We start from the raw sequence: 19,714 nt of genomic DNA, 5'->3' as shown, positions 1-19,714 counted from the left end.
CGGCACTTAGCCTGCAATGATCAAAAACATAGCCACTGTCCTCATCCGGCGTTGCCTTGCTCTGAGCGGTATAGATGACCGCTTGATTGGCGATGCCGTGCAATTCACATTGCCGGAACCAGACCTTGGCGTTGCCAAATATGAAATCGACATGCCCTTCGATGTAGCAGTTCGAGAAGTATTGTCGTGACATTCTACCGTTTGGTCCCTTGCCGGCAAACAGCGTGTCCTGGGCGCCGAGCAGGCGGACGCGCGTAATGACGTCCCTATCTCCGGTAACGGACAGCGCTACCGCCTGCGAAGGTGGATTGGCCGGATTGAGGGCATAGTCGTTCTGAATGGTCAGATTCTCGAGCCGGAAGTCATCGCTAGGGGCATCCAGCGTCGCCGAACGGGCCGTTCCTCCTACATTGACCGCGCCGTCGCCATACACAATGACCGTATCCTCCGGCTTGTTGCCAGTCCCTGCGAGATGAACACCGGATTTCGTGATTTTAACCTTCTCGCGATAGATGCCTGGCGCGATCCGGACGTTTCCGCCTTCCGCCGGCAATGCGTCGATGGCTTGCTGCACGGAGTGATAGTCTGCATTTCCGGCATGCGACACCAACAGTGGATGCGCGTACGCCACGGGGATGAAGAAACATCCCGCCAGAATTGCAGCGGAGGAAATGACAATTCGCATGTGATCTTACACTTCGTTTCTCAGCGGGATAGCCGTCGCGCATCGACACGAGATTTTCATCGCCAAATCAGAACCCACCTTGGCATTTCCGGCCCTGCAAAACCGTCGGCCAATAGCAACCAACTCGGGACATGAGCCCGACCTTCGTCAACACCAGTAATCTTGGCCCCAGATGCGGAACTCACCACCTGAGTTCGGCGCCGCGTGTAGTGCTTACCGATTGCCGTCGCGGAATGCCCTGGAACATACCTCCGATCCGCGCAGCGGCGGCTGTGTAGCTCGTCCGGGCAGCGGGGGCCATACGTCAGAGTGATTTGCGCTGACGTTCGCATGTTCAAGTTGCCAAGTCGCGGAATTGGCAAATCGAACATCTTCGAGTGTCACGTCCAGGGCATGCCGCCCGTCTACGCCGCGCATCAGCAGCACACCGGCGTCGCCATGCACATGACGGAGAACGATTTGCCGATAGACCGGAATCCTCGTGCCTTGAGCGCGCGGATCATATTTTGCATCGAAAGCCAGCGGCCACCGGTTGCCCCTCAGGCACACGTACTCATAAGTCACGTTCTCGACCAGACCGCCTCGACCAACATCGCTCTTGATGCGCAGGCCCGACGTCGTACCATCCAGTGTCAGATTACGCACCAATATGTCTCTGGCCCCGGAATTCACCTCGCTGCCGATCGACATGCCATGCCCCCAGCCGAAATAATTATCAATGACCGAGATATGGCTGCTTGAGCCATTGTCGCCGGCCTTGATTGCGACGTTGTCGTCACCCGTACGGATCCAGCTGTGGGTGATGGTCACATCCTGACTGGCGCCAAGATCGATGCCATCGGTGTTGCGGGCATCCGCCGGCGAATCGATCGTGAGGCCCCAAAACGTGGCACTTTCAACCCGGTTCATCGCGACATGAAAATTGGCAGCGTTGCGCAAGGTGACACCAGAGAACGTGATATCCTGCGCATGATCGACCTGGATCAAGCGTGGGGCGTTCTGATTGCCGCCCTGGGCTTGGGCGCGGCGGGCTAGCTGCCACCAGGTTTCCGCGCCGCCGCCGATCAGCGCGCCGCCCTGACCATCGATGATGCCCTCTCCGTAGATACCGCCGCCGCGCGTTTTAGAAAAGCTGATGAATGGCCGGCAACCGTCGCCCTTTTCCGCAATGCGACCACATTGTCCGAGGCCCTTGTCGTAAGCGGCAGGTTCGGGGATGGCGATCAGTGTCGCACCGCGTCCGACCCATAAGGTCACGCCCGATTTCATCTCGAGTGGACCTGAGTGAAACTCGCCGCGCCCGAGATAAACTGCAGCGCCATCGGGGCAATGTTCAATGGCCTCCTGTAGGCTAACTGTATCGTTCTTGCCGGAAGGCACAGGGCGATCGCAGACCGTATCAGGTGCAACAGGTTCGGCGATAGTCCGGCGGTCTTGCGCTTTTGCGGCGGGGCCGACAACCATGGAGGCGAGGATGGACAATAGGGCCCAGTTACGAAAACGCTTTGTCATTGACCTGCTCGTGCTTTTGTCACGCGCATCATTGTCGCGTGCCTTTTCTGGTATTGAGCGCTGGCTTGATCGAGTCGCCGCGCGCGCCACTGGCGCGCACAAGATGACATTTATCCGACGCAGCAGACGCCTGGACTTGAGATCGCGCTGTAGCACCTTGCCTGCTGCGCGAAAAAGATGAAGCGTTTTGCGTTAGTACGAAAATCCAACAACTTCGTAACGTCAGCCTGCTCACACTGATTGAGCTCCCAACCGGTCCCCGATTTCATTTGTGCAACTCCAATTGCGCGTGAGTCCACGCAGCCTCTCGTCCAGGATCGGTGGGCAGTGAGTATTCGGGAAAGCTTTCGAGAAGCTGACGAGGCCACGGCCGGCACCGGATCGCATTCGCACCGGATAGCCTCTTCCTGGTGTCTCACGAATATAGATGACTGCCGTTACCCGCCCTGTTCCGGAATGATCGCTTGCGGGACATAGTCAGCCAGTTCCGTCATCATCCATGCGATGCCGGAGGCATGGTCGGCTTCCGCGGTCAGCATCGCTCGGCACGTCGCCTGCCCCACGGCCATAGCGGACCATCATGGTCATTGAACGCGCCCGCTCGCGCCCCCTCCATGGACGCCTAATCGGAAATTTCAACGACTTAAAGGCGGACAAGACGACCGAACTGGCTGGAAGTGGTGAGCTCTTGACACTCGATTCAGGACATCTACGTGAGCAGCCCCGAAACAGGAGCTCTAGCCAAAGACGCGGCGATACGTCCCCTATCTGGTGCTGCTCTGCGCGCATCCCTGGCGGACGCACCGCGATCAGCCAAAAAGCCGAGCCTATCGGCAAGGCCGCACCTAATTGTCCAGTTCGCCCGCCGGGTTCGCAACACCATGCGTCTCGAGATCTTCGCCAGGTCCGTCCCAAAACCTGTCGCCGTTAACGTGCGCGGCGGCGGCTTTCAGCGGTCCCATCGAGGCGAAAACGCCACGGCAGCATCCGGGTTAACAGGATTATCGAGGCTTCGCGATTTAGGCGGCCGTGCGTTGCGTATTGAATTGTTTGCCGCAGAGTTGCGCTGGCGTTCATCGATCGAGACCGCTCGACACTCAAGCCTCCGCTCCAGATCCGCCAATCCTGCCTTACATTCTTCGACAACCGATTGGGCGCGAAGCAGCTTGACCTTGAGCTCGTCTTGTTGCCTGAGTATGTTCTCAAGATCCCAATCGTTCTGCATTAGCTCATTGACCATCTGCAAGCCCCGATGCAAGGCCGACACCTAGCTTCAAGAGCGCAGGCTCTGCATGTCGCAGATGCCCCACCCCGAACCATGGGCTAATCCGATGCCAAACGATCGTCCTGAGGACGCCTTTACGCTGGCGTTCTTGCTGAGAACCACCATTCGTTGCGAGCCCCCAAGACAATCGGCTTCTGCCCGGCAAACCGGAGCGCGATCCCAAGATGGCAGAGTTCGCGAGGCAGGCGCCCGGTTTGGAAAGCGCATCAGGGGACCTCTGCCCTCGATCAAGCGGGCAAATTTCATCTGAACACCTCAAAAGGATGCTGAACGAGCATCATAGTCACACATGGTTTCGTCCCATCTTCAAGCAACTGGCATGCCAATGCCGCTTGAGCGTTTTTATGAAGAAACGATGTCGGTTTTCCCGCAGCACGTAGTTGCGGGCGGTGCTGTTGTCGCGCTTGAAACACGACGTCCTGAGCGAGACAGCCAAAGCCGCAACCACGAGCGTCCGCGCGCATTTTCTAATGAAACTCTGGCAGGACTGGATCGAGTTCTTCCTGCTCGAGCGTCTTGGCTCCATCTTTCGTCAGGTACGCTGCCAGAGCTGCGATACCGGAGTCCGGTGGACATCGAGCGGGTGCGGATTTTTTGAACGGCACTTGTCCCAAACGCTCGGCAACTTCGACACTCATGAGGTGGGCACGGATCGGTCGGTCGACGGCGCGCTCGATGGTGTGGAAGATCCAGGTGCCGTCCGGATCGATGTCCGACCAATGAAAGATCGGCGTCTGTTCGGATACCAATCCTGCGATCGTCCGCAGCGCCTGCTGGGTGGCAAGCGAGGGGTACCCTCCGACATACATGGTCGTTCCTAATCGGCCGGGGTCCGCCTCGGCGATGTGCCGGTTGAAGCTTGCGAAATTTTCGATCGTTAGAACGTAGGCCGGCGGCTCCCGGAAGCGGACGCGATCTGCTTCCTTGGGAGTGATTCCGAGATACAGCGGAGAGATTCCGGAGAGGTCGGCTCCATCGAGGTCGATCTTGCCCGCGATCAGCAGCGGTGGCGCGAAGCGCTCAAGGCCGATTGCCCGGAGCGCCTCGCGTGGCCGCGCGCCGGGCGGAAACTCCAGGATGCCGCTCAGGAGCCGCACGACCGCGCCTTCGATCCGTTCGAGCGTTTTGCTGTGCCCCACCGTTCGTCTCGAGAAGGTCTTGTAGTCGACGCCAAGATGCTTGTCGGCCAGGATGGCCTGGGCGAGAACGAACGCGTCGCGCAGTGTCTCGACATCGGACGAAGCGAACCCGTGCCACGTTTTCCCCCGCCCCCATACCTCGGCGACTTGGGAAGAGCTGTTCTTCAGAGAGTCGTGCATCGCCGCCCCGGCGACAAGCCGCACGGCGGCATCCTCCGCGATGCGCGACGCGGGGGTACGGCGGAGATATCGGTATAAGATCTCCGCCGAGGCTAACCGCACGTGCGCCACTTGGTCTCGGTTGGCGCCGCGCCCCCAGCGAATGGAGACCGCGGCGGCACTTTCGGCTTCCCTGATCTGTTTCAGGAAGGCGTCCGCCGCGACTACTGATGGGAAAGCGGGGTAGTCCGGGTGGGCGATCGGGCTTGCGGCCCCGGACTCGAAGCGGTTGAGCAGGTCGTTCAGCAGGCCGATCGCATCCGTGAAACGCCGAGCCATGGCTACTCGGCGGCCAGACGGGTGGCGAGCTCATCTTCGGACATCAGGTCCGGATCGATGGCCATCAGCTCGCGCTTGGCCTTCTCTTTCAGTTCCACCACAGTGGCCCTGGACTGCTCGCCGATCCGGTCCACCTCCACGATGGTGTCCATGTGCTCGAGCACGGCGACGCGCTTCTCGAACGGCGCCGCGATCACGAACTGCAGGCCGAGGTTTTTGTAAAAGCTCATCATCTGCCGCTGGTTCTTGCCGTCCATCTTGGAGAAGGCCTCATCGAACATGGCGAGCGCGAAACCGGCGGGCTTGCCGGCACGACGCTCCGCGCTGCCGTAGACGGCGGCCAGCGAAGCGCCGATGGCAACGTAGATAGGCACCTGTTGTTCGGCGCCAGACCCGGTGCCGCGCCGCTGCTCCCAGCGGGTCGAGCGGCCGGTGGCAACATCCTCCATGTGGATCTCGAAGGTGTAGAAGTTGCGGTAGTCCTCGAACTGGGTGAAATCCTTGTCGGGGTCCTCGAGCAGCGCCTCGAGTGCGACGATCGTATCCTTGTGCGGGAAGTCATCGGGCACGTCGCCCCGGAACAGCATATCGAGCGCCTCCGGAGAGGTTTTGGCGATCTCGATGATCTTCAGGATGGGCTGGAATTCCACCATCTGGGTGCGATGGAATGAATATCGCTCGTTATGGAACGGATGTGCGTAGAGGCTACGGTTCAACGATTGCAGCTCCCGCTCCATCTTTCCGATCCGGGCCGTGAGCGCGTTGATGAACTCGCCGCGCAGCAGGGTAGAGGCCTTTTCCGCCGCATCCCGCGCCTGCCTTTCGTACTGGCGCAGCTCATTGGATTCGATATCCGAGATCAGCTGCTCCATCCATGGCTTCACCTCCCGCAGCGGCTCGCTTTCCGCACCGACCTGCGAACTCATCCCGAACTGGTCGAAGTAATCGTAAAGAAGCTCGCGGACCCGTCGCTCGATCCGGGCGCGCTCGTTGTCGGACACATTCGCATCCTTCAAGGCCTTCTCGGCGATGGCCCGGTGTTTCTCAGCGAAGCCCTTTTGGGCTGCGGCATCGAGGCGGTCGCGGTAGACGGCCCTGCCTTTCGCGGTGGAGTAGAGTGGGAAGAACTTGCGGTATATCGACCGGGCGACCCTGAGGTTGAGTTCGGAGCCGGGCACGTTCTCGCCCTCTCCGAGCCTCCTCTCCGCCGACCTGACCTCGCCGTCATGCTCGCCGAACGCCTTCTGCTGTGTCTTTCTCTCCTCCAGCCTCTTCTCCTTCAGCTTTTGCTGCGCCCTCTTTTTGTCGCGAAGCCCGCCGTCCCCCGCGCCGTCGAGGGCATCGAGCCTGGCCTGAGCTTCAGCGACCTCAGTCTGCGCGGCCGCGAAGGCGGCCGCGCAAGCCCCCAGATCATTACGTCCCTCGCAGATGTTCTTCAGAGCGGCAAAAGCCTGCTCCGCGGCATGGGCCTCCTTCCCCTTGTCGATCAGGATCCGACCCAGCTCCTCGGCCTGATCCTGCAGGGATCGCAGGGCGTTCGCCTGGGCTGCCTTTCCGATCTTATACTGCGAGGATTCGATCCAGCGATGGCTCCGGACGAGTCCGTCGTCGTAGAGGCCGTCCTTCATTATCGCCCGGCCGGGCCTGTTGAACTGGTCGAGCGTGTCGGCGAGACGGACGTTGCCGTAGCGGCGCATGATGAAGGCCATCGCGTCCGGATCCTGGCTCCGGAAGATCGAGGGGAAAGTGCCGCGCTCCGGCTTGGCCCTGAACTGCTCGAGCTTGTTTAGGCTCACGAGCGATGCATGGCGAAACTCGCGGCGACCTTCCTTGAAGATTGACGTGGCGGCGCTGATATCCGCTCTGTCCACGAACACGGCTTCCCGGTCGCGACCGAGGAGCGCCTCGGCGGCTCCTACCCACTCGGGTTCGGCGACTTCGATGATGTCGCAGAGTACGCGCGGGACCATTCCACCCTGCCGCAGCCTGCGGCAGAGGAGTTCAGTGTCGTCGCCGAGATAGGCGCGCGCCCCTCCGGCGGCGTGCTGTCGGATCCGTTCGAGCACCTCGTCGCGCCTGCCGCGGAGGCCGGAAAGCTCCGCGATGATCCTTTGACGCGCTTCGTCGATCTTCGGCAGCCATTTGGCGCCGCTTGCCGCGAAGGACTTCTCGGCCGCGGTGACCTCGTCGGAGACGCCCCCGATGTCGGCCCCGGCGGTGGCGGTCAGAAGACGCTCAAGCGCAGGAACGAAGTCCTCGAAACCGTCCGCGCACATCGCGCGTAGCGGCTCCAGGCGACGGATGTTCTCCATGCGAGCCTTGAAGTCCGCCGAGGCGCGGTGCGCCGCCTGCCCGGCCACATCGGCGGTCTGCTGCAGGGACTTTCTGCCGGTCTTGGCATCGTGCTCGGCGATCGCGGCCGTGAGGCGTTCGATCTCCTTATCGATGGCCTTGACGTCGTCGTCGATGAATTCGAGTTCTTTTGCTGCGGCGTCCCGGCGCGCCATCTCGGTACGCCGCTTGGTCTTGAAGTCCAGGTTTGTCGCGCGCGCCGCGAGCCAAGTCGCGCGTTTTGCGACCCATTCCTCCCTGAACTTGGTCTCGAGCGCCTCTTCAAGCGCGGCGAGGACGCCCCGAAGCGCCCTTAGGGCTTCGAGCCTGAGGCGCATTTTCCGGATGGTCTCGCTGATGTTGCGGTATGTCTGGATCGACTCGCGCAGCTCCTTGATGCCGATCGGACTGTCCTCGAGGATGTAGTTCCGCACGAACTGCGTCGCCGTCTGGTTGTGATCGAGCGTCATCGCGTTGACGATTGATTTCTGCAGGGCGCTGGCGTTCTGTTCGCCAAAGGACGAATGCGGCAGAAGATGGCGCATGTACTCGCGGACATAGTCGCTCGCCCGGTCGCGATGATTGACGAAGTTGCCTTCGCCGACCGCTGCGACGATCCGGGCGCGCACGTCCTCCCACTGCGCCGGGAATTGCGACTTTCCTCGCTGCTCGATGAAGTCCTTGGAGCTCAGAACGGTCCCGACGGCTACGAAGAGTGCCAGCACGGTCTCCCTGCTGTCGGACTTGCGCGCCTCGAGCGCCATGCCGATCGTGACCGGTGACCGGGCGCCTTCCGTGTCTTCGAAACCGAGCGCGATGTAGGTGCGCGCCTCGTCGCGCCGGCGCTGATCTTCGCCGAGCGTCCCAAGGCAGTAATCGACGACGCTGCGCTTCGAGCCGCTGCGCGATTTTCCGCTATCGCCGGCGACCGCGTTCAGGCGCAAGAACCGCCGGCTCCCGCCGGTGAGAACGACCTGTGCCATGTCGAGGATTGTGGATTTGCCGGACCGGTTCTCGCCCAGGACCCCGACGTGTCCCCTCACGTCGATGTCGGCGACGTCGAATAGGTGCCAGTTCACCATCGTCAGGTGGCGTAGCTCCATCATGCCTCGTCTCCTGCGGGCTGCGGAAACCGCGCCTCCTCGCTACGGACGTAGCGCTCGAGCCGTTGGAGGGCATCGCCGCCACTGATCAGCTTAATCATCGGACGGATCCTGATCTCGCAGTCCTGCTGCTCGTCGTCAAAATCACCGATCTCGACCAAACTGCGTTGGGCGACCTCGCGCAGGATGTCCCGGAACCGGGCGGCCGAGATCGCGCCACCGCCGCCGTGTTGCGCCATCTCGCGGTAGCGATCGAACAGGTCGTTCAAAGTGGCCACTACGACGGCCCGGTCCTCGACTGCTCCGACGTTCACCTCCTGCTGCCAGTATGCCGCCAGCACCAGCATGACGATGGTTTCGTCGAGCTTCATCCGGGGCAGCGGCACGTCCTCGTCCATGGCGACGATGCCGGCCCACTGCGCCTCCGGATCGCGGTGGACGCGGTATCCGCAACTATCGAAGAAGCCGTCGACCACGTCGCGGAAGCGGCCGTCCATGATCGTGTTGTAGACTGTCCCGGTCCGGGGGTCTCCCGCGAACACGAACTGCCGCCGTAGCAGGAAGTGCTGCGCTTTGCGGAGGTCGGCTGCCTTTTCCGCGCCGAAGGAGCGCTCGACGTTTTCGAACTCACTGAGCATGAGCCGCCCTCGCCTTCCGGAGTGCGCCCGATCGCTTGACCAGGAAGTTGGCGCAACGGAGCCATTCGCTGTCGTGTGGGGGCGTGTCGGGGCACGGTTCGAGTTCGAACCCGGCCGCGACCTGCGCCGGAACCTCGCCTGTCAGCGCATATCGGCGGGCGCAATCGAAGGCGAGAAAGTCGTCCACGGTATCGATTTCCATGAAGCGGGCTTCCCTGGTCGCGAATGGCGGCACCTGGCCCTCGAGGAATCGTCTGACATCCTCGGGGCGGGGCGCGATGCGAGCGATGTACTCGAGGCGGAGCTTCTTGCGCAGTTCATACAACGGATCCGACGGCGGCTCGGCGAGCTCCCTTGCTTCGACGGGACGGCGCGGCTGCCTGGCCGGCGCCTGATGGTGCTCCGACCAGGGCGACCGCAGCGGCTCGATGCTCCATTCGATTGTCGCCTTGTGGTGCCTGCCGTCGCGCAGTAAGGCATCCAGGCGCCGCACCAGGTCGCCGGCCCGGCCGACGAGTCCCTGCCCGCCCCGCTCGGCGTACTTAATGGTGTTGCGGACCCGGGCTTCGAGCTGCCTGCGGAAGGCCTCGATCCTGTCGAACATCTCCCCGATCTGATCGAAGATGCTTTCGATAGCCAGCAGGTCGTCGGCCGCGGCCATTCGACCGTCCTCGATGTCGGCTGCCATGCTGGAAGCTATGTACTCCTCGGCGAGGACCTGCATGGTTTCCGGGCTGTAGGAGATCCTCCGCGCGAGATCGACGATGGCGTCGCGGAAGCGGTATGGATGGTTGACGGTGAGGATGGACTCGAAATCCTTCAGCAGGAGCTGTTCGATGAACTCCTCGAAAAAGGCTTCGAGCCGGGTAGCGACTGTTTTCGACTCCATGACGGTCCGTCGGACGCGCTTCAGGTCGGCCAGAATGGCCCGCAGACTCTTAGTGAACTGGTCGGCCTGATTGCGCGCCTCGCGGACGGCGAGCGCGGCTTCGCGCTGCTTGCGGTCGGTGATCTCAGGCCTCAGTTTTTCGACGGCCTCCAGGTTGAGGCGGATTTGCACGATCAAGCCGCCGAATCGCTGCGAGAGATCCTTGTTGAGGCTCGCGAGCCGTTGCAGCACGAGCAGCGGTCCCATAGCCATGTCCACAGTGACGCGAAGCCCGTATTCCTCCTCTTCAAGCCATCCCCAGACGAGCAGCCGGGCGTATAGTTGTCGGGCAAGACCGAGCGCCTTGTCGCCCTTCTCGGAAGCGAGCGCGACGTCGGCCTTCCGGATCCGGCGGCGTCTCGCGGAGATCATTTCCGGCAGGCTGCCGAAATCATCGCCCTCGTTCCAGAGGACGGGGTTGGCGCGCATGACGTCGTAGATGGCGTGGACCACCTGCTGCGGCGTCGGGAACGACGGCGCGCCTGAAAAGAAGCGTTCGTGCAGATCCAGCAGACACGCTGCGTACAGGTGCTTGTGATCGCGCGAAAAAGCTAAAAAGGCGTCGTCATGCAAATGGCGGAACAAGGTCAATGACGCGGCTCCTGGGCCCGACCTCATCCTGAGTTGGCGGCACTAAATGCACGGCCTGCCGGGCAAAATGTTAGTGAGAGTGGGTCTTGAAAACACAACCGGAAGATCAGTTCTTAGTATGTTCTAATATAGCTTTCCAGCTCAATCGCTGTCGAGACTCCAAAGGTCCGATCGGAGCTAGTGTCCGGTCTCAGATCGGGAACAATCCGGCCTCAAGTCATTGAATTTGTTGTTGTTACTATTGCGGCAAAATGGATACAAGGAGTTGCTTGGCACGATAGTGATACGAACGTTCGACATGTCGAGGAGGCTCTCTCGCCCACCGGCAGATTCGAGCCCAGCTCTACATCGATCATCAGCTTTAGCTTTTTAGTAATTTCAATATGCCTAGTATACGCGAAAGCGTATGATCTGTAGATATTCGCGGTCGCGTATATTGACAAATTATACGCGTTTGCGTATCATGCCTTTATGGATACGATTGCCCGCACCCCCCAGCAAATCGGCGCCGGGATCAGGCGCTACCGGCGGCAGAAGAAGCTCACCCAGGGGGACCTCGGTGAGAAGATGCATGCGCGTCAAGCGACGGTCTCGAAGCTGGAGGCCGGTGAACCTGCAACGCAGCTGCGCATCTTGATGGATGCGCTGGCCGCGCTCGACCTCGAGCTGGTCATCCGGCCGCGCACCAAATTGACGGCTGAAGCGATTGAGGATCTGTTCTGATGGCGCGTCGCCCTGCCCGTGCGCCGCTCAACGTCTACCTCAACGCACGGCTGGTCGGGCGGCTGCGGCGCGAGAGCAGTGGCGCAATCGATTTCCAGTATGACAAGCAGTGGCTCGCGTGGGAAAATGCCATCCCCGTTTCCGTGTCGCTGCCATTGCGGGAGGATCGTTATATCGGCGATCCCGTCGTCGCTGTTTTTGACAATCTTCTGCCCGATAATGACGACATCCGCCGACGCGTCGCCGAACGCGCGCATGCTGATGGCGCCGATGCTTACAGCCTGCTCTCCGCCATCGGCCGCGATTGCATCGGGGCGCTGCAATTCCTTCCCGACAGTGCCGCACCCGGGGGCGCCGGCGCCATTGATGGCCGCGCCGCTAGCGATCAGGAGATCGCCGCCATTCTCGGCAACCTTGCCAGCAATCCGCTCGGCATCGGCCCCGACCAGGACTTCCGCATTTCTCTCGCGGGCGCGCAGGAAAAGACAGCGCTGCTTTACTGGAAAGACAAGTGGCACGTGCCTCATGGCACGACCGCAACTACGCACATTATCAAGCCGCAGATCGGGAAGTTGCCGAACGGAATCGACCTGACCGGCAGCGTTGAAAACGAGCATCTGTGCCTTGAGCTGGTTGCGGCACTCGGCTTGCCTGTCGCCAAATCAAGCATCATCGATTTCGCCGGGCGCCGCGTGCTCGCAGTTGAGCGGTTCGATCGCATCTGGACGCGCGACGGCCGCCTGTTGCGGCTGCCGCAGGAAGACTGCTGCCAGGCGCTGTCCGTTCCACCCGCGCGAAAGTATGAATCCGATGGCGGACCCGGCATCCGCAAAATCTCGGATTTCCTCAAGGGCAGCGATACGCCTGAGGACGACCAGGCCATTTTCTTCAAGGCGCAGATCGTGTTCTGGCTGCTTGCCGCCACCGATGGCCACGCGAAGAATTTTAGCATTCATTTGGCGCCGGGCGGTCGTTTTCATCTTGCACCGCTTTACGACATCATTTCGACCCAACCGAGCTTGGACGCTGGACAGATCAGCCAAAACCAAATGAAGCTGGCCATGGCGATCGGCAGCAACCGGCATTACATCGTCCACACGGTTCTCGGCCGACATTTCGTGCAGACTGCGAAAAGCTGCGGTCTACCCGACAAAACAGTCAAGGTTGTCATCCAGCAGCTCGGCGATACAGCCGCAAAGGCCATAGATCAGGTGCTGAATGCGCTTCCAAAAGGATTTCCGGAGAAGATGGCCATATCGATTGCTGATGGCGCAAAGCGCCGTGTGAATTCGCTGGCTGTGCTCAAGAGTAGTGAATGATCGCCGGTTTGCGCAAGCGTACGATGACCTCCGTGAACGGTGGCAGGAAGACCGGATCTACCAAACCAAACCTGGAAGCTGCCTACCAGAGGAGCAGCAGCGCGATCAGCAACAGGGAGCGTTGCCCGAAAGCAGCCAACCAGCGGCTCAAGAAACGGGCCCGGTTCAAGAACGGCGATTGCCGCTCTCCTTCGACGGCGAGCGGCCCGCGCCGTCCGTATGCAAGCTCCAACAGCGACTGCGTTTCCAAACTAGGTGTTTAGTCCCGGCATTTGCTGGAGCGGATTAAGTTTGAATCGTTCTGGCTGGGAAGTCCAGCATTTGCAGATGTATTCGTAGGGCGTGAGGCCCTTCAGGGTCTTCAGCCGGCGAGCGAAGTTGTAGGCGCGGACGAAGTCGGCGAGGTGGCTGCGCAACTCGTCATGCGTGTCGTAGTGGAAGCGCTTGACTGTGGCCTCCTTGATGGTGCGGTTCATCCGCTCGACCTGGCCGTTGGTCCAGGGATGCTTAGGCTTGGTCAGGCAACGATCGATATCATTGCGGGCGCAGGCCACCTCGAAGGCATGAGCCCAAAATGGTTGCTTTCGTTCGATCATGGCTTTGATATCGGCCACAGTCCAACTCCCACCGCTTGGGTCGGTGAGTGGGTGCCGTTGTCCGTCAGAACGGTGTGGATCTTGTAAGGGACTGCCTTGATCAAGTTCCGCAAGAAGTCGGCTGTGTCACTCGTGGCTTTTCGTGCAACTCGGTGAAGGCGCACTTCGAGGTTCGATCGATTGCGACGAAGAGATAAAGCCCTCCCATCGCGGTGCGAACCTCGGCGATGTCGATGTGGAAGTATCCGAGATAGCTTTTGAACTTGCGCCTTACGCCCTTGCCATCCTCCACGTCGGAAGCCGTGAGATGCCATGGCGCTGAAGACAGCGATAAAGCGATGAGCGTGTCAGATGCGGGATTGTCGCCTGGAGAGCATAAAGGCAGTCATAGTCATCCAGCGGCAGCAGCGCATGCTTGCAAAAGGCGACGATGATGGCCTCCTTCTCAAGCGACAAACTGGTGGATTTTGGCTCTCTCGGGCCGGTCGGAAGATCGGCCACCGAACCGCGCTTCTTCCATTTTGCGACGGTCTTCGGATTGATCCATAACGCTTGGACAGCGCCCCCAGGCTCTCTTGACTATTTTGTATTGTTCGACGGATTGCCTCCGTCGTTGTGGCGCAGCCGTGAAGAACCTGCTCCGTTTGGATACTGTCAACGAAAACCTCGTCCCGCGTAGCGGGCCGATTGTCAGTTCGGCAACAAAGTGTCACCAAGTGGACGATACGCAGGGTCAGAAAAACGAAAAATCAGCAATCTTCAATTCGGCACGCCTCTTGCCCTGTTAACGGCGTCGGCACCAATCGCTTGTGAGCCCGAGATGGATGATTTGGCGACTTTGAGCAAAGGCACGGAGACTGGCTGTGTCGCGAACTGACGTAGAGCGATTCGTCAACGATCTGGGGAACGACGGTGGTCTGCTTGAACGCGTAAAACCAATTGCTACCGGCCTTGCATCGATTGTCGCGATCGGAAAGAGCCTCGGCTACAGCTTCACACCTGATGAAGCTAAAAGTTGCATTCGAGCTCGACAGAAGTTGACGACTAAACCGCTCGCCGGTGGCACTTTTAATTCGAGTGATACGATCTCGACCGGCGCTGTTCAGGCCCTTGCAGAGGTGGCCACGAGCGGCGCGCAAGCCGCGGAAGCGGCCTCTGACCACGCCACAGCAGTTGAGCCCGTTGCAGTTGTTGTGGTTGTTATTGTAGCGGTCGTGGCCGAGGTCTGACATGCCTTCGCTCTGACCGCATCGGGTGGTTGCTCGAGGAGGCGATGAAGTGCGATGAAGTGCGATGAAAACATGAAGTAAGCTTCGTCAATGACACACGCTGCCGCCGAGCACTACCGACAGATTTTTGACCGGCGTACCCCGGAGCAACTGCGCACGCTATCGCATCTCAAACGCTTCATGGAGCGGTTAGTCGGTGACGAGGAGTTCCGCAGGGCGCTTGCGGAGGCAATCGCCACCCCTCGAGCGGTAACAGAGCGGTACGGCATCAATGTGGATCCAATGGAGGTGCTGCCGCTCTGGCGCGGTGGCTACCAACAATACCGCTTCAAGCCGGAGTCTGCGCCGTGGCCGCTGGCTGTGATGTGGGATGAGTATCTCCGCGAGATGATGCGTCATCGCGACCTCTTGCGCGACGAAGGCGAGATGTCGACGATCAATCCTCGCTTTCATGCTTGGCGCGAGCGGCAAATCCGGCGCTGCAATGACCAATTGGGCGTGTCGGCGGCGTCGCTCACGCACCCCATAATCGCTTTCGAGCTAAGCGAAGGCTGCAGCGTCGGTTGTTGGTTCTGTGGCCTCTCGGCCGATCGCTTTACAGGCTATTACGACATAGCAAAGAGCATGCAGCGCTTTGGCGGGGCGTGGTTGGTGTCGCGAGCGAAATGTTTGGTTCTGCAGTCCGCACGGGCTTCTGCTACTGGGCCACAGATCCTATGGACAACCCACACTACGATCGCTTTCTGTTCGACTACTATCAGATTACGGGCGCGTTACCGCAAACAACAACCGCAGCCCCACTCAAGGATCCGGCACTCACCAGGCACGTGCTCGGGCTCTTCAATCTATATCGCACGACGACGAATCGTTTCTCCGTGCTGAGCAGGGCCCATCTTAATCAGATTCACACGGCCTTTTCGCCTGAGGAGTTGCTAGGAGTCGAACTCATCCTGCAGGGCAAGGAGGCGCAGACAGCAAAGGCCATGGTCGGGCGCGCGCGCGAGCGGAAGGAGAAGCGCAGGGGCGCTAACAAGGACGGTGCAATCGCCTTTCTGGAACGCAATCACACGACGATCGCCTGCGTTTCCGGCTTCCTCGTAAATATGCGGCAGGGGCGTTTACGACTGGTGACGCCGGTGCCGGGTAGCGATCGCTGGCCTCTCGGGTACCCGCATTCTGGGTGAACGCTTCTTCAGCACGCCTGACGGTTTCCGGGGCGGGCTGCAGAGCATGATCGAACAGTATATGCTCGAGAGCCCAGCCCATGACCTGCCGATCCGCTTCCGCAGGGACCTGCAATATAAGGCAGGGAACCGGTGCTTTCATCTTCGCTCACGCAACATGGAACACCGCGTGCTCGACGACATCGCCCCGATTTCCGTTGGCCCTTTGATCGCGGACGGCAACTGCACAATGTCGGAGCTGGTTATTCGGGTCGCAGCTGACGGAACAACCCTCCTTGGGGTCGCCGACTTGCTCGATCAGTTGTACATGACCGGGCTGATCGAAGAAGACCTCGACGACTGCTTCATCTGGCAGACCGGTGACTGGACGACGAGGCGCATCGAAGGAGTCAAACACGCGTCCTCCCATACGGGTGCAGATTGTGCCGATTCGCATTGAGGCACTACTTAGCCTCAAGCGACAGCAGCATCCCACCATCCAGCAGTGCTGAGCGCGATGACATGCCGCTCCGCATCCACGGTCCCTGGCTTCGTGGCGTGCACAACCGGCGTGACAAAAGAAGACCAGCGGGGTTCCGCGCTTGCGGCTTCGAGCCAAGCCCTCATTTCGGGCATCAGCGGTGCACGACTGGGACGCACGCGGTTAAGTCGAGAATGGCTTGCCCCGCCCAGTGGTCAATCAAATGGTTCTGCCAGACGACGGTGCCGCTGGTTCCGGAGAGGTCGTGGCTTTTCGTGGCGCGCCACTGCAACTTGCACTGGCGGTGATCCCTGCTAGCGGACGACGACGCGCCTGAAACTTTGATAGGTCCATGTGAATGACACGTCAGTCCGTTCATCAATGATGAAAAACAGCGAGTCTCACTCGAGGGTGGCGCCGCTAAATACCAGAGCGGAGCCGCGTGCAGGCAATTATTCCCCGTTCGGCTCCAGCACTCTCTGCTTGCTCATGCCGTCCAGTCGCCGGGCAACGAACGTGACGCGGAAATCGTGGCTCGAAGCGGGCTGCCCACTAGCCGAATTAGCGACTTCATGTTCACGGCTCCGGTCAGGAGTCGCGCAGAATTCACTTTGCCGTCCGGCGCATGAGACTATGGCATGGCGAACGCACCTGTGCGCACATCATGAATAACGTGGAATGATTATGAGTATCGCTGTGCCAATCGTCCTAGTCAACATGCCTGTGTCGGCAGTCGAAAGGCCGTCACTGGCGCTTGGTCTGCTGAAATCAGCGCTGACCCAGGCTGGACTGCAATCCACCATAGCATATGCCAACATCTGGTTTCTAGAATACATAGGCATCGCCGACTATGGACCTCTTGAGAATTGCCCGCCAGAGGAGGCACTGGTTGATTGGCTGTTCGCGGGCATTGCTTTTCCCGGCTTCGAACCCGAACAAAACGCCTTCCTCGACCTCTATTTCGAGCGCAACCCGATACACGCAGGCAAAGGTATGGCCGAGCGTCGCGCGAATTTCCTTAGGCTGCGCTCGCTCATCGGCGGGTTTATCGACTGGACGGCTGACAAGATATTGGCGAAGCGGCCGGCTATGGTCGGGTGCAGCTCGACCTTCACCCAGCATGTCCCCTCGCTCGCGTTGCTGCGCCGGCTGAGCGAGCGCTCACTTGATCTTGTCACCCTCATGGGTGGAGCGAACTGCGAGTCGGTAATGGGGCGCAGCACTCACGCGCGTTTCCCATGGGTCGACTATGTCGTGTCGGGCGAGGCCGACGCACTGATCGGCCCGCTGTGTTGGGACATCCTAAATCGCGGCAGAGACATCCCGCCTGCTGACCTGCCATTTGGCGTTTTCGGCCCGACGCATCGCGAGGCCGGCTATCCCGCGGCGTCGACGCGCGACTTAGTGCCCCGCGCCGTGATCGAGAACATGCGTGACCTGCCGCTGCCGGATTTCTCGGACTATTTTGCGGAGGTTGAGGCGTCGCTCTACGCCGACCGCATCCATGCTGGGCTGCCGATGGAGTTCTCTCGCGGCTGCTGGTGGGGCGAGCGCAGTCATTGCCTGTTTTGCGGGCTGAACGGCGGATCGATGACCTACCGCCAGAAGCCCGCGGGGCAGGCCGCAGCGGAGATGATTGAGATGTCGGCGCGCTACGGCTCGTCGCGCATCGAAGCTGTAGACAATATTATGGCCATTGACTACCTTGAAAAGGCGCTCCCTCACCTCACCGCGCTACCCGAGAAGCTCGCGATCTTCTTTGAGGTCAAAGCCAACCTGAAGCGCCACGAAGTGGAAAAGCTGGCTGCCGCCGGCGTCCGCTGGATTCAACCGGGTATTGAGAGCCTGGATACTCGTGTTTTGAAGCTGATGCGCAAAGGAACGACCTCAGCGCACAATGTTCAGCTGTTGAAGTGGTGCCGTCAGTACGGCGTGCGGGTCAGTTGGAGTTTATTGTGGGGCTTTCCCGGCGAGTGTGATGCATGGTATGCGGAAATGGCCTCTTGGTTGCCGTTGCTGCATCATCTGCAGCCGGGACCTGCGGTACGCTTGCGATACCAGCGCTACAGCCCCTATCATTACACAGCTGAGAAACATGGACTGAAGCTGCTCCCGGCCGCCCCCTATCGCTACGTGTATCCGCTGTCGGAGCGCGATCTCTCGGAACAGGTATACTACTTCGAAGACAGCGAAGACCACGATGTCGGCGGCCATTTCACACCGCGCGACGAAAACCGCCCGGGGCTAAATGCCGTCGCCAAGGGCATCGATGCCTGGCTGAAAGCCTGGAGGGGGCCGACTTTCTCTATGCTGTCGATGCAGGACAACGGCGACGAAATCATAGTCGAGGACACGCGAGCCATAGCAATCGAGCGCGAACACCGCGTCAGAGGCCTCGAGCGAGAAATTCTTCTGGCCGCGGACGAAGGCTCGCCTGAAACTCGCCTGTGCGATCGGCCGGGCGCGGCGAATGTAATGCAGGGCGAGATTGATGAGGCGATAGCTAACATGATCGCCCGCAAACTGATCGTACGGCTTGACGCGCGGCTGGTTGGGCTCGCGTTATGGCATCCATATACGCCAATCCTTCCCCTGACTGCGTTCCCTGGTGGCTATCTCGACCGACGCTCCACGCCAGTGGCCCTCCCGCGCGAATAAGGAAAACTGCGGTGTGCACTTCGCAGGGCCACACCCCTCGCCTGTCTCCTTTGCTTGGCGCTCGCGCCAGCCTTGTCATTTTTTTCGCCCGCGTCGTTGAGCACAATCAACGGCGTCGAGCCCAAAGCTCCAACATATATGGTTTGAGATATTTGGCCGAAGCGGCGGCGATAATCGCGCCAACCCTAGTGGAGCCGATGAAGTTTATGCGGCGTTCGTTCCGCATTAGATAGCTTAAATATGCGCTACGAACTGCATCGCTCGATTTTCGTAGACTACTTCATCGGGCGAAAAGGAGAAACCGCATCGAACTTCAACTGTTTGACACAGGTTGCAGCTGCCAAAGCGTCGTGTAGTTTATCGGTTCGATCATCGGCTGTAATCGATCCAACTGCTTCGCCGCGTCCAGATCGACACATAGACTTACATTCGTGAGCGACGATGTCGTCACGACTGCACCATCATAAAATGCAGGCAACCCGCGCATCGTTTCGATGCCGGGGCGAATCCCCTTATCGTCCTCGATCATCATTTGCCGCATTTCCAAATTTATCCGGCGGACATCGAAGAATAGAGCCCCTCACGATTCACTGCATCTCCCTTAAGCTGTAAAACGATATGATGAACCGGTCCACGATTGCTATGCCGACGCGTAGGGTCAGGGCCTCGCTCGGCCGCGAAGCTTCTCGTCGGGCTGGTCAACGCTGGATTTGGAGTGCCTGTCAGGTTCCATGGCTCGATTGTTCTGATCCTCACCAGTTGTCCGTGAACAAGCCTCCAAGCACTTGATTGAGAGTCTGTTTTCCGGTTGCGGCGGCATTTGAGATTGCAGGGG

At 60.1% G+C, this 19,714-nt stretch carries 15 protein-coding genes and 2 pseudogenes; 6 read left to right on the top strand and 11 right to left on the bottom strand.

Going from position 1 to position 19,714, the window contains the following annotated elements:
• The 8 genes from IF809_RS35035 to IF809_RS35000 all read right to left on the bottom strand — a co-directional run.
• On the bottom strand, nucleotides 1-685 hold a 685-nt coding region (locus tag IF809_RS35035; protein ID WP_462839818.1), incomplete at its 3' end, for a pectinesterase family protein.
• A gap of 213 nt (nucleotides 686-898) precedes the next feature.
• Nucleotides 899-2,197, bottom strand: a complete 1,299-nt coding sequence (locus IF809_RS35030) for a glycoside hydrolase family 28 protein (RefSeq protein WP_038936684.1) — start codon at nucleotides 2,195-2,197, stop codon at nucleotides 899-901.
• A 437-nt stretch (nucleotides 2,198-2,634) separates the two neighbouring features.
• Nucleotides 2,635-2,766, bottom strand: a complete 132-nt coding sequence (locus IF809_RS35025; RefSeq protein ID WP_283842231.1) for a hypothetical protein — start codon at nucleotides 2,764-2,766, stop codon at nucleotides 2,635-2,637.
• Nucleotides 2,767-3,146: 380 nt separating this feature from the next.
• Nucleotides 3,147-3,437 (bottom strand): hypothetical protein, encoded by a 291-nt coding sequence (locus tag IF809_RS35020; protein ID WP_244433078.1) that lies wholly within the window; start codon nucleotides 3,435-3,437, stop codon nucleotides 3,147-3,149.
• Nucleotides 3,438-3,949: 512 nt separating this feature from the next.
• The gene (locus tag IF809_RS35015) at nucleotides 3,950-5,119 is read right to left on the bottom strand and encodes a Wadjet anti-phage system protein JetD domain-containing protein (protein ID WP_038936685.1); all 1,170 of its coding nucleotides are present in this window, start codon (nucleotides 5,117-5,119) and stop codon (nucleotides 3,950-3,952) included.
• Nucleotides 5,120-5,121: 2 nt separating this feature from the next.
• Nucleotides 5,122-8,556, bottom strand: a complete 3,435-nt coding sequence (locus IF809_RS35010) for an SbcC/MukB-like Walker B domain-containing protein (RefSeq protein ID WP_018647407.1) — start codon at nucleotides 8,554-8,556, stop codon at nucleotides 5,122-5,124.
• Nucleotides 8,553-9,191 (bottom strand): DUF4194 domain-containing protein, encoded by a 639-nt coding sequence (locus IF809_RS35005; RefSeq protein WP_011084789.1) that lies wholly within the window; start codon nucleotides 9,189-9,191, stop codon nucleotides 8,553-8,555. The genes IF809_RS35010 and IF809_RS35005 overlap by 4 nt, the downstream gene beginning before the upstream one ends.
• Nucleotides 9,181-10,710, bottom strand: coding sequence for a Wadjet anti-phage system protein JetA family protein (locus IF809_RS35000; RefSeq protein ID WP_014497837.1), 1,530 nt, complete (start codon nucleotides 10,708-10,710; stop codon nucleotides 9,181-9,183). The genes IF809_RS35005 and IF809_RS35000 overlap by 11 nt, the downstream gene beginning before the upstream one ends.
• Before the next feature lie 471 nt (nucleotides 10,711-11,181).
• Here IF809_RS35000 and IF809_RS34995 point away from each other — a divergent pair, with 471 nt between their 5' ends.
• Both IF809_RS34995 and IF809_RS34990 read left to right on the top strand, forming a co-directional pair.
• On the top strand, nucleotides 11,182-11,433 hold the full coding sequence (locus IF809_RS34995; RefSeq protein ID WP_011084786.1) for a helix-turn-helix domain-containing protein: 252 nt from the start codon (nucleotides 11,182-11,184) through the stop codon (nucleotides 11,431-11,433).
• A complete protein-coding gene (locus IF809_RS34990) occupies nucleotides 11,433-12,752 on the top strand; it encodes a type II toxin-antitoxin system HipA family toxin (RefSeq protein WP_011084785.1) in 1,320 nt (439 codons plus the stop codon). The genes IF809_RS34995 and IF809_RS34990 overlap by 1 nt, the downstream gene beginning before the upstream one ends.
• A gap of 251 nt (nucleotides 12,753-13,003) precedes the next feature.
• On the opposite strand, the pseudogene IF809_RS34985 reads toward IF809_RS34990, so the two are convergent.
• A pseudogene (locus tag IF809_RS34985) lies at nucleotides 13,004-13,998 on the bottom strand (IS481 family transposase).
• 213 nt (nucleotides 13,999-14,211) lie between these two features.
• Here IF809_RS34985 and IF809_RS34980 point away from each other — a divergent pair.
• The 4 genes from IF809_RS34980 (at nucleotide 14,212) to IF809_RS34965 (ending at nucleotide 18,879) form a co-directional block, all read left to right on the top strand.
• Entirely contained in the window at nucleotides 14,212-14,577 is a 366-nt protein-coding gene (locus tag IF809_RS34980; RefSeq protein ID WP_011084781.1) for a Nif11-like leader peptide family natural product precursor, read from the top strand.
• 716 nt (nucleotides 14,578-15,293) lie between these two features.
• The gene (locus IF809_RS34975) at nucleotides 15,294-15,761 is read left to right on the top strand and encodes a hypothetical protein (RefSeq protein ID WP_028143999.1); all 468 of its coding nucleotides are present in this window, start codon (nucleotides 15,294-15,296) and stop codon (nucleotides 15,759-15,761) included.
• Nucleotides 15,762-15,807: 46 nt separating this feature from the next.
• On the top strand, nucleotides 15,808-16,200 hold the full coding sequence (locus IF809_RS34970) for a hypothetical protein (RefSeq protein ID WP_011084778.1): 393 nt from the start codon (nucleotides 15,808-15,810) through the stop codon (nucleotides 16,198-16,200).
• Nucleotides 16,201-16,899: 699 nt separating this feature from the next.
• On the top strand, nucleotides 16,900-18,879 hold the full coding sequence (locus tag IF809_RS34965) for a RiPP maturation radical SAM C-methyltransferase (RefSeq protein WP_011084777.1): 1,980 nt from the start codon (nucleotides 16,900-16,902) through the stop codon (nucleotides 18,877-18,879).
• 89 nt (nucleotides 18,880-18,968) lie between these two features.
• Here the strand turns inward: IF809_RS34965 and IF809_RS34960 are convergent.
• Both IF809_RS34960 and IF809_RS34955 read right to left on the bottom strand, forming a co-directional pair.
• Nucleotides 18,969-19,093 (bottom strand): annotated as a pseudogene (locus IF809_RS34960) (aldehyde dehydrogenase family protein); the annotation flags it as partial.
• A gap of 99 nt (nucleotides 19,094-19,192) precedes the next feature.
• Nucleotides 19,193-19,411 carry a hypothetical protein gene (locus tag IF809_RS34955; protein ID WP_223153707.1) on the bottom strand — a complete coding sequence of 73 codons (219 nt, stop codon included), beginning with the start codon at nucleotides 19,409-19,411 and terminating at the stop codon, nucleotides 19,193-19,195.
• Nucleotides 19,412-19,714: the final 303 nt, after the last annotated feature.

This window comes from Bradyrhizobium sp. UFLA06-24, assembly GCF_054967145.1.
Note: the sequence above shows the minus strand (reverse complement) of the source record. Positions and strands in the feature narration are given on the sequence as shown.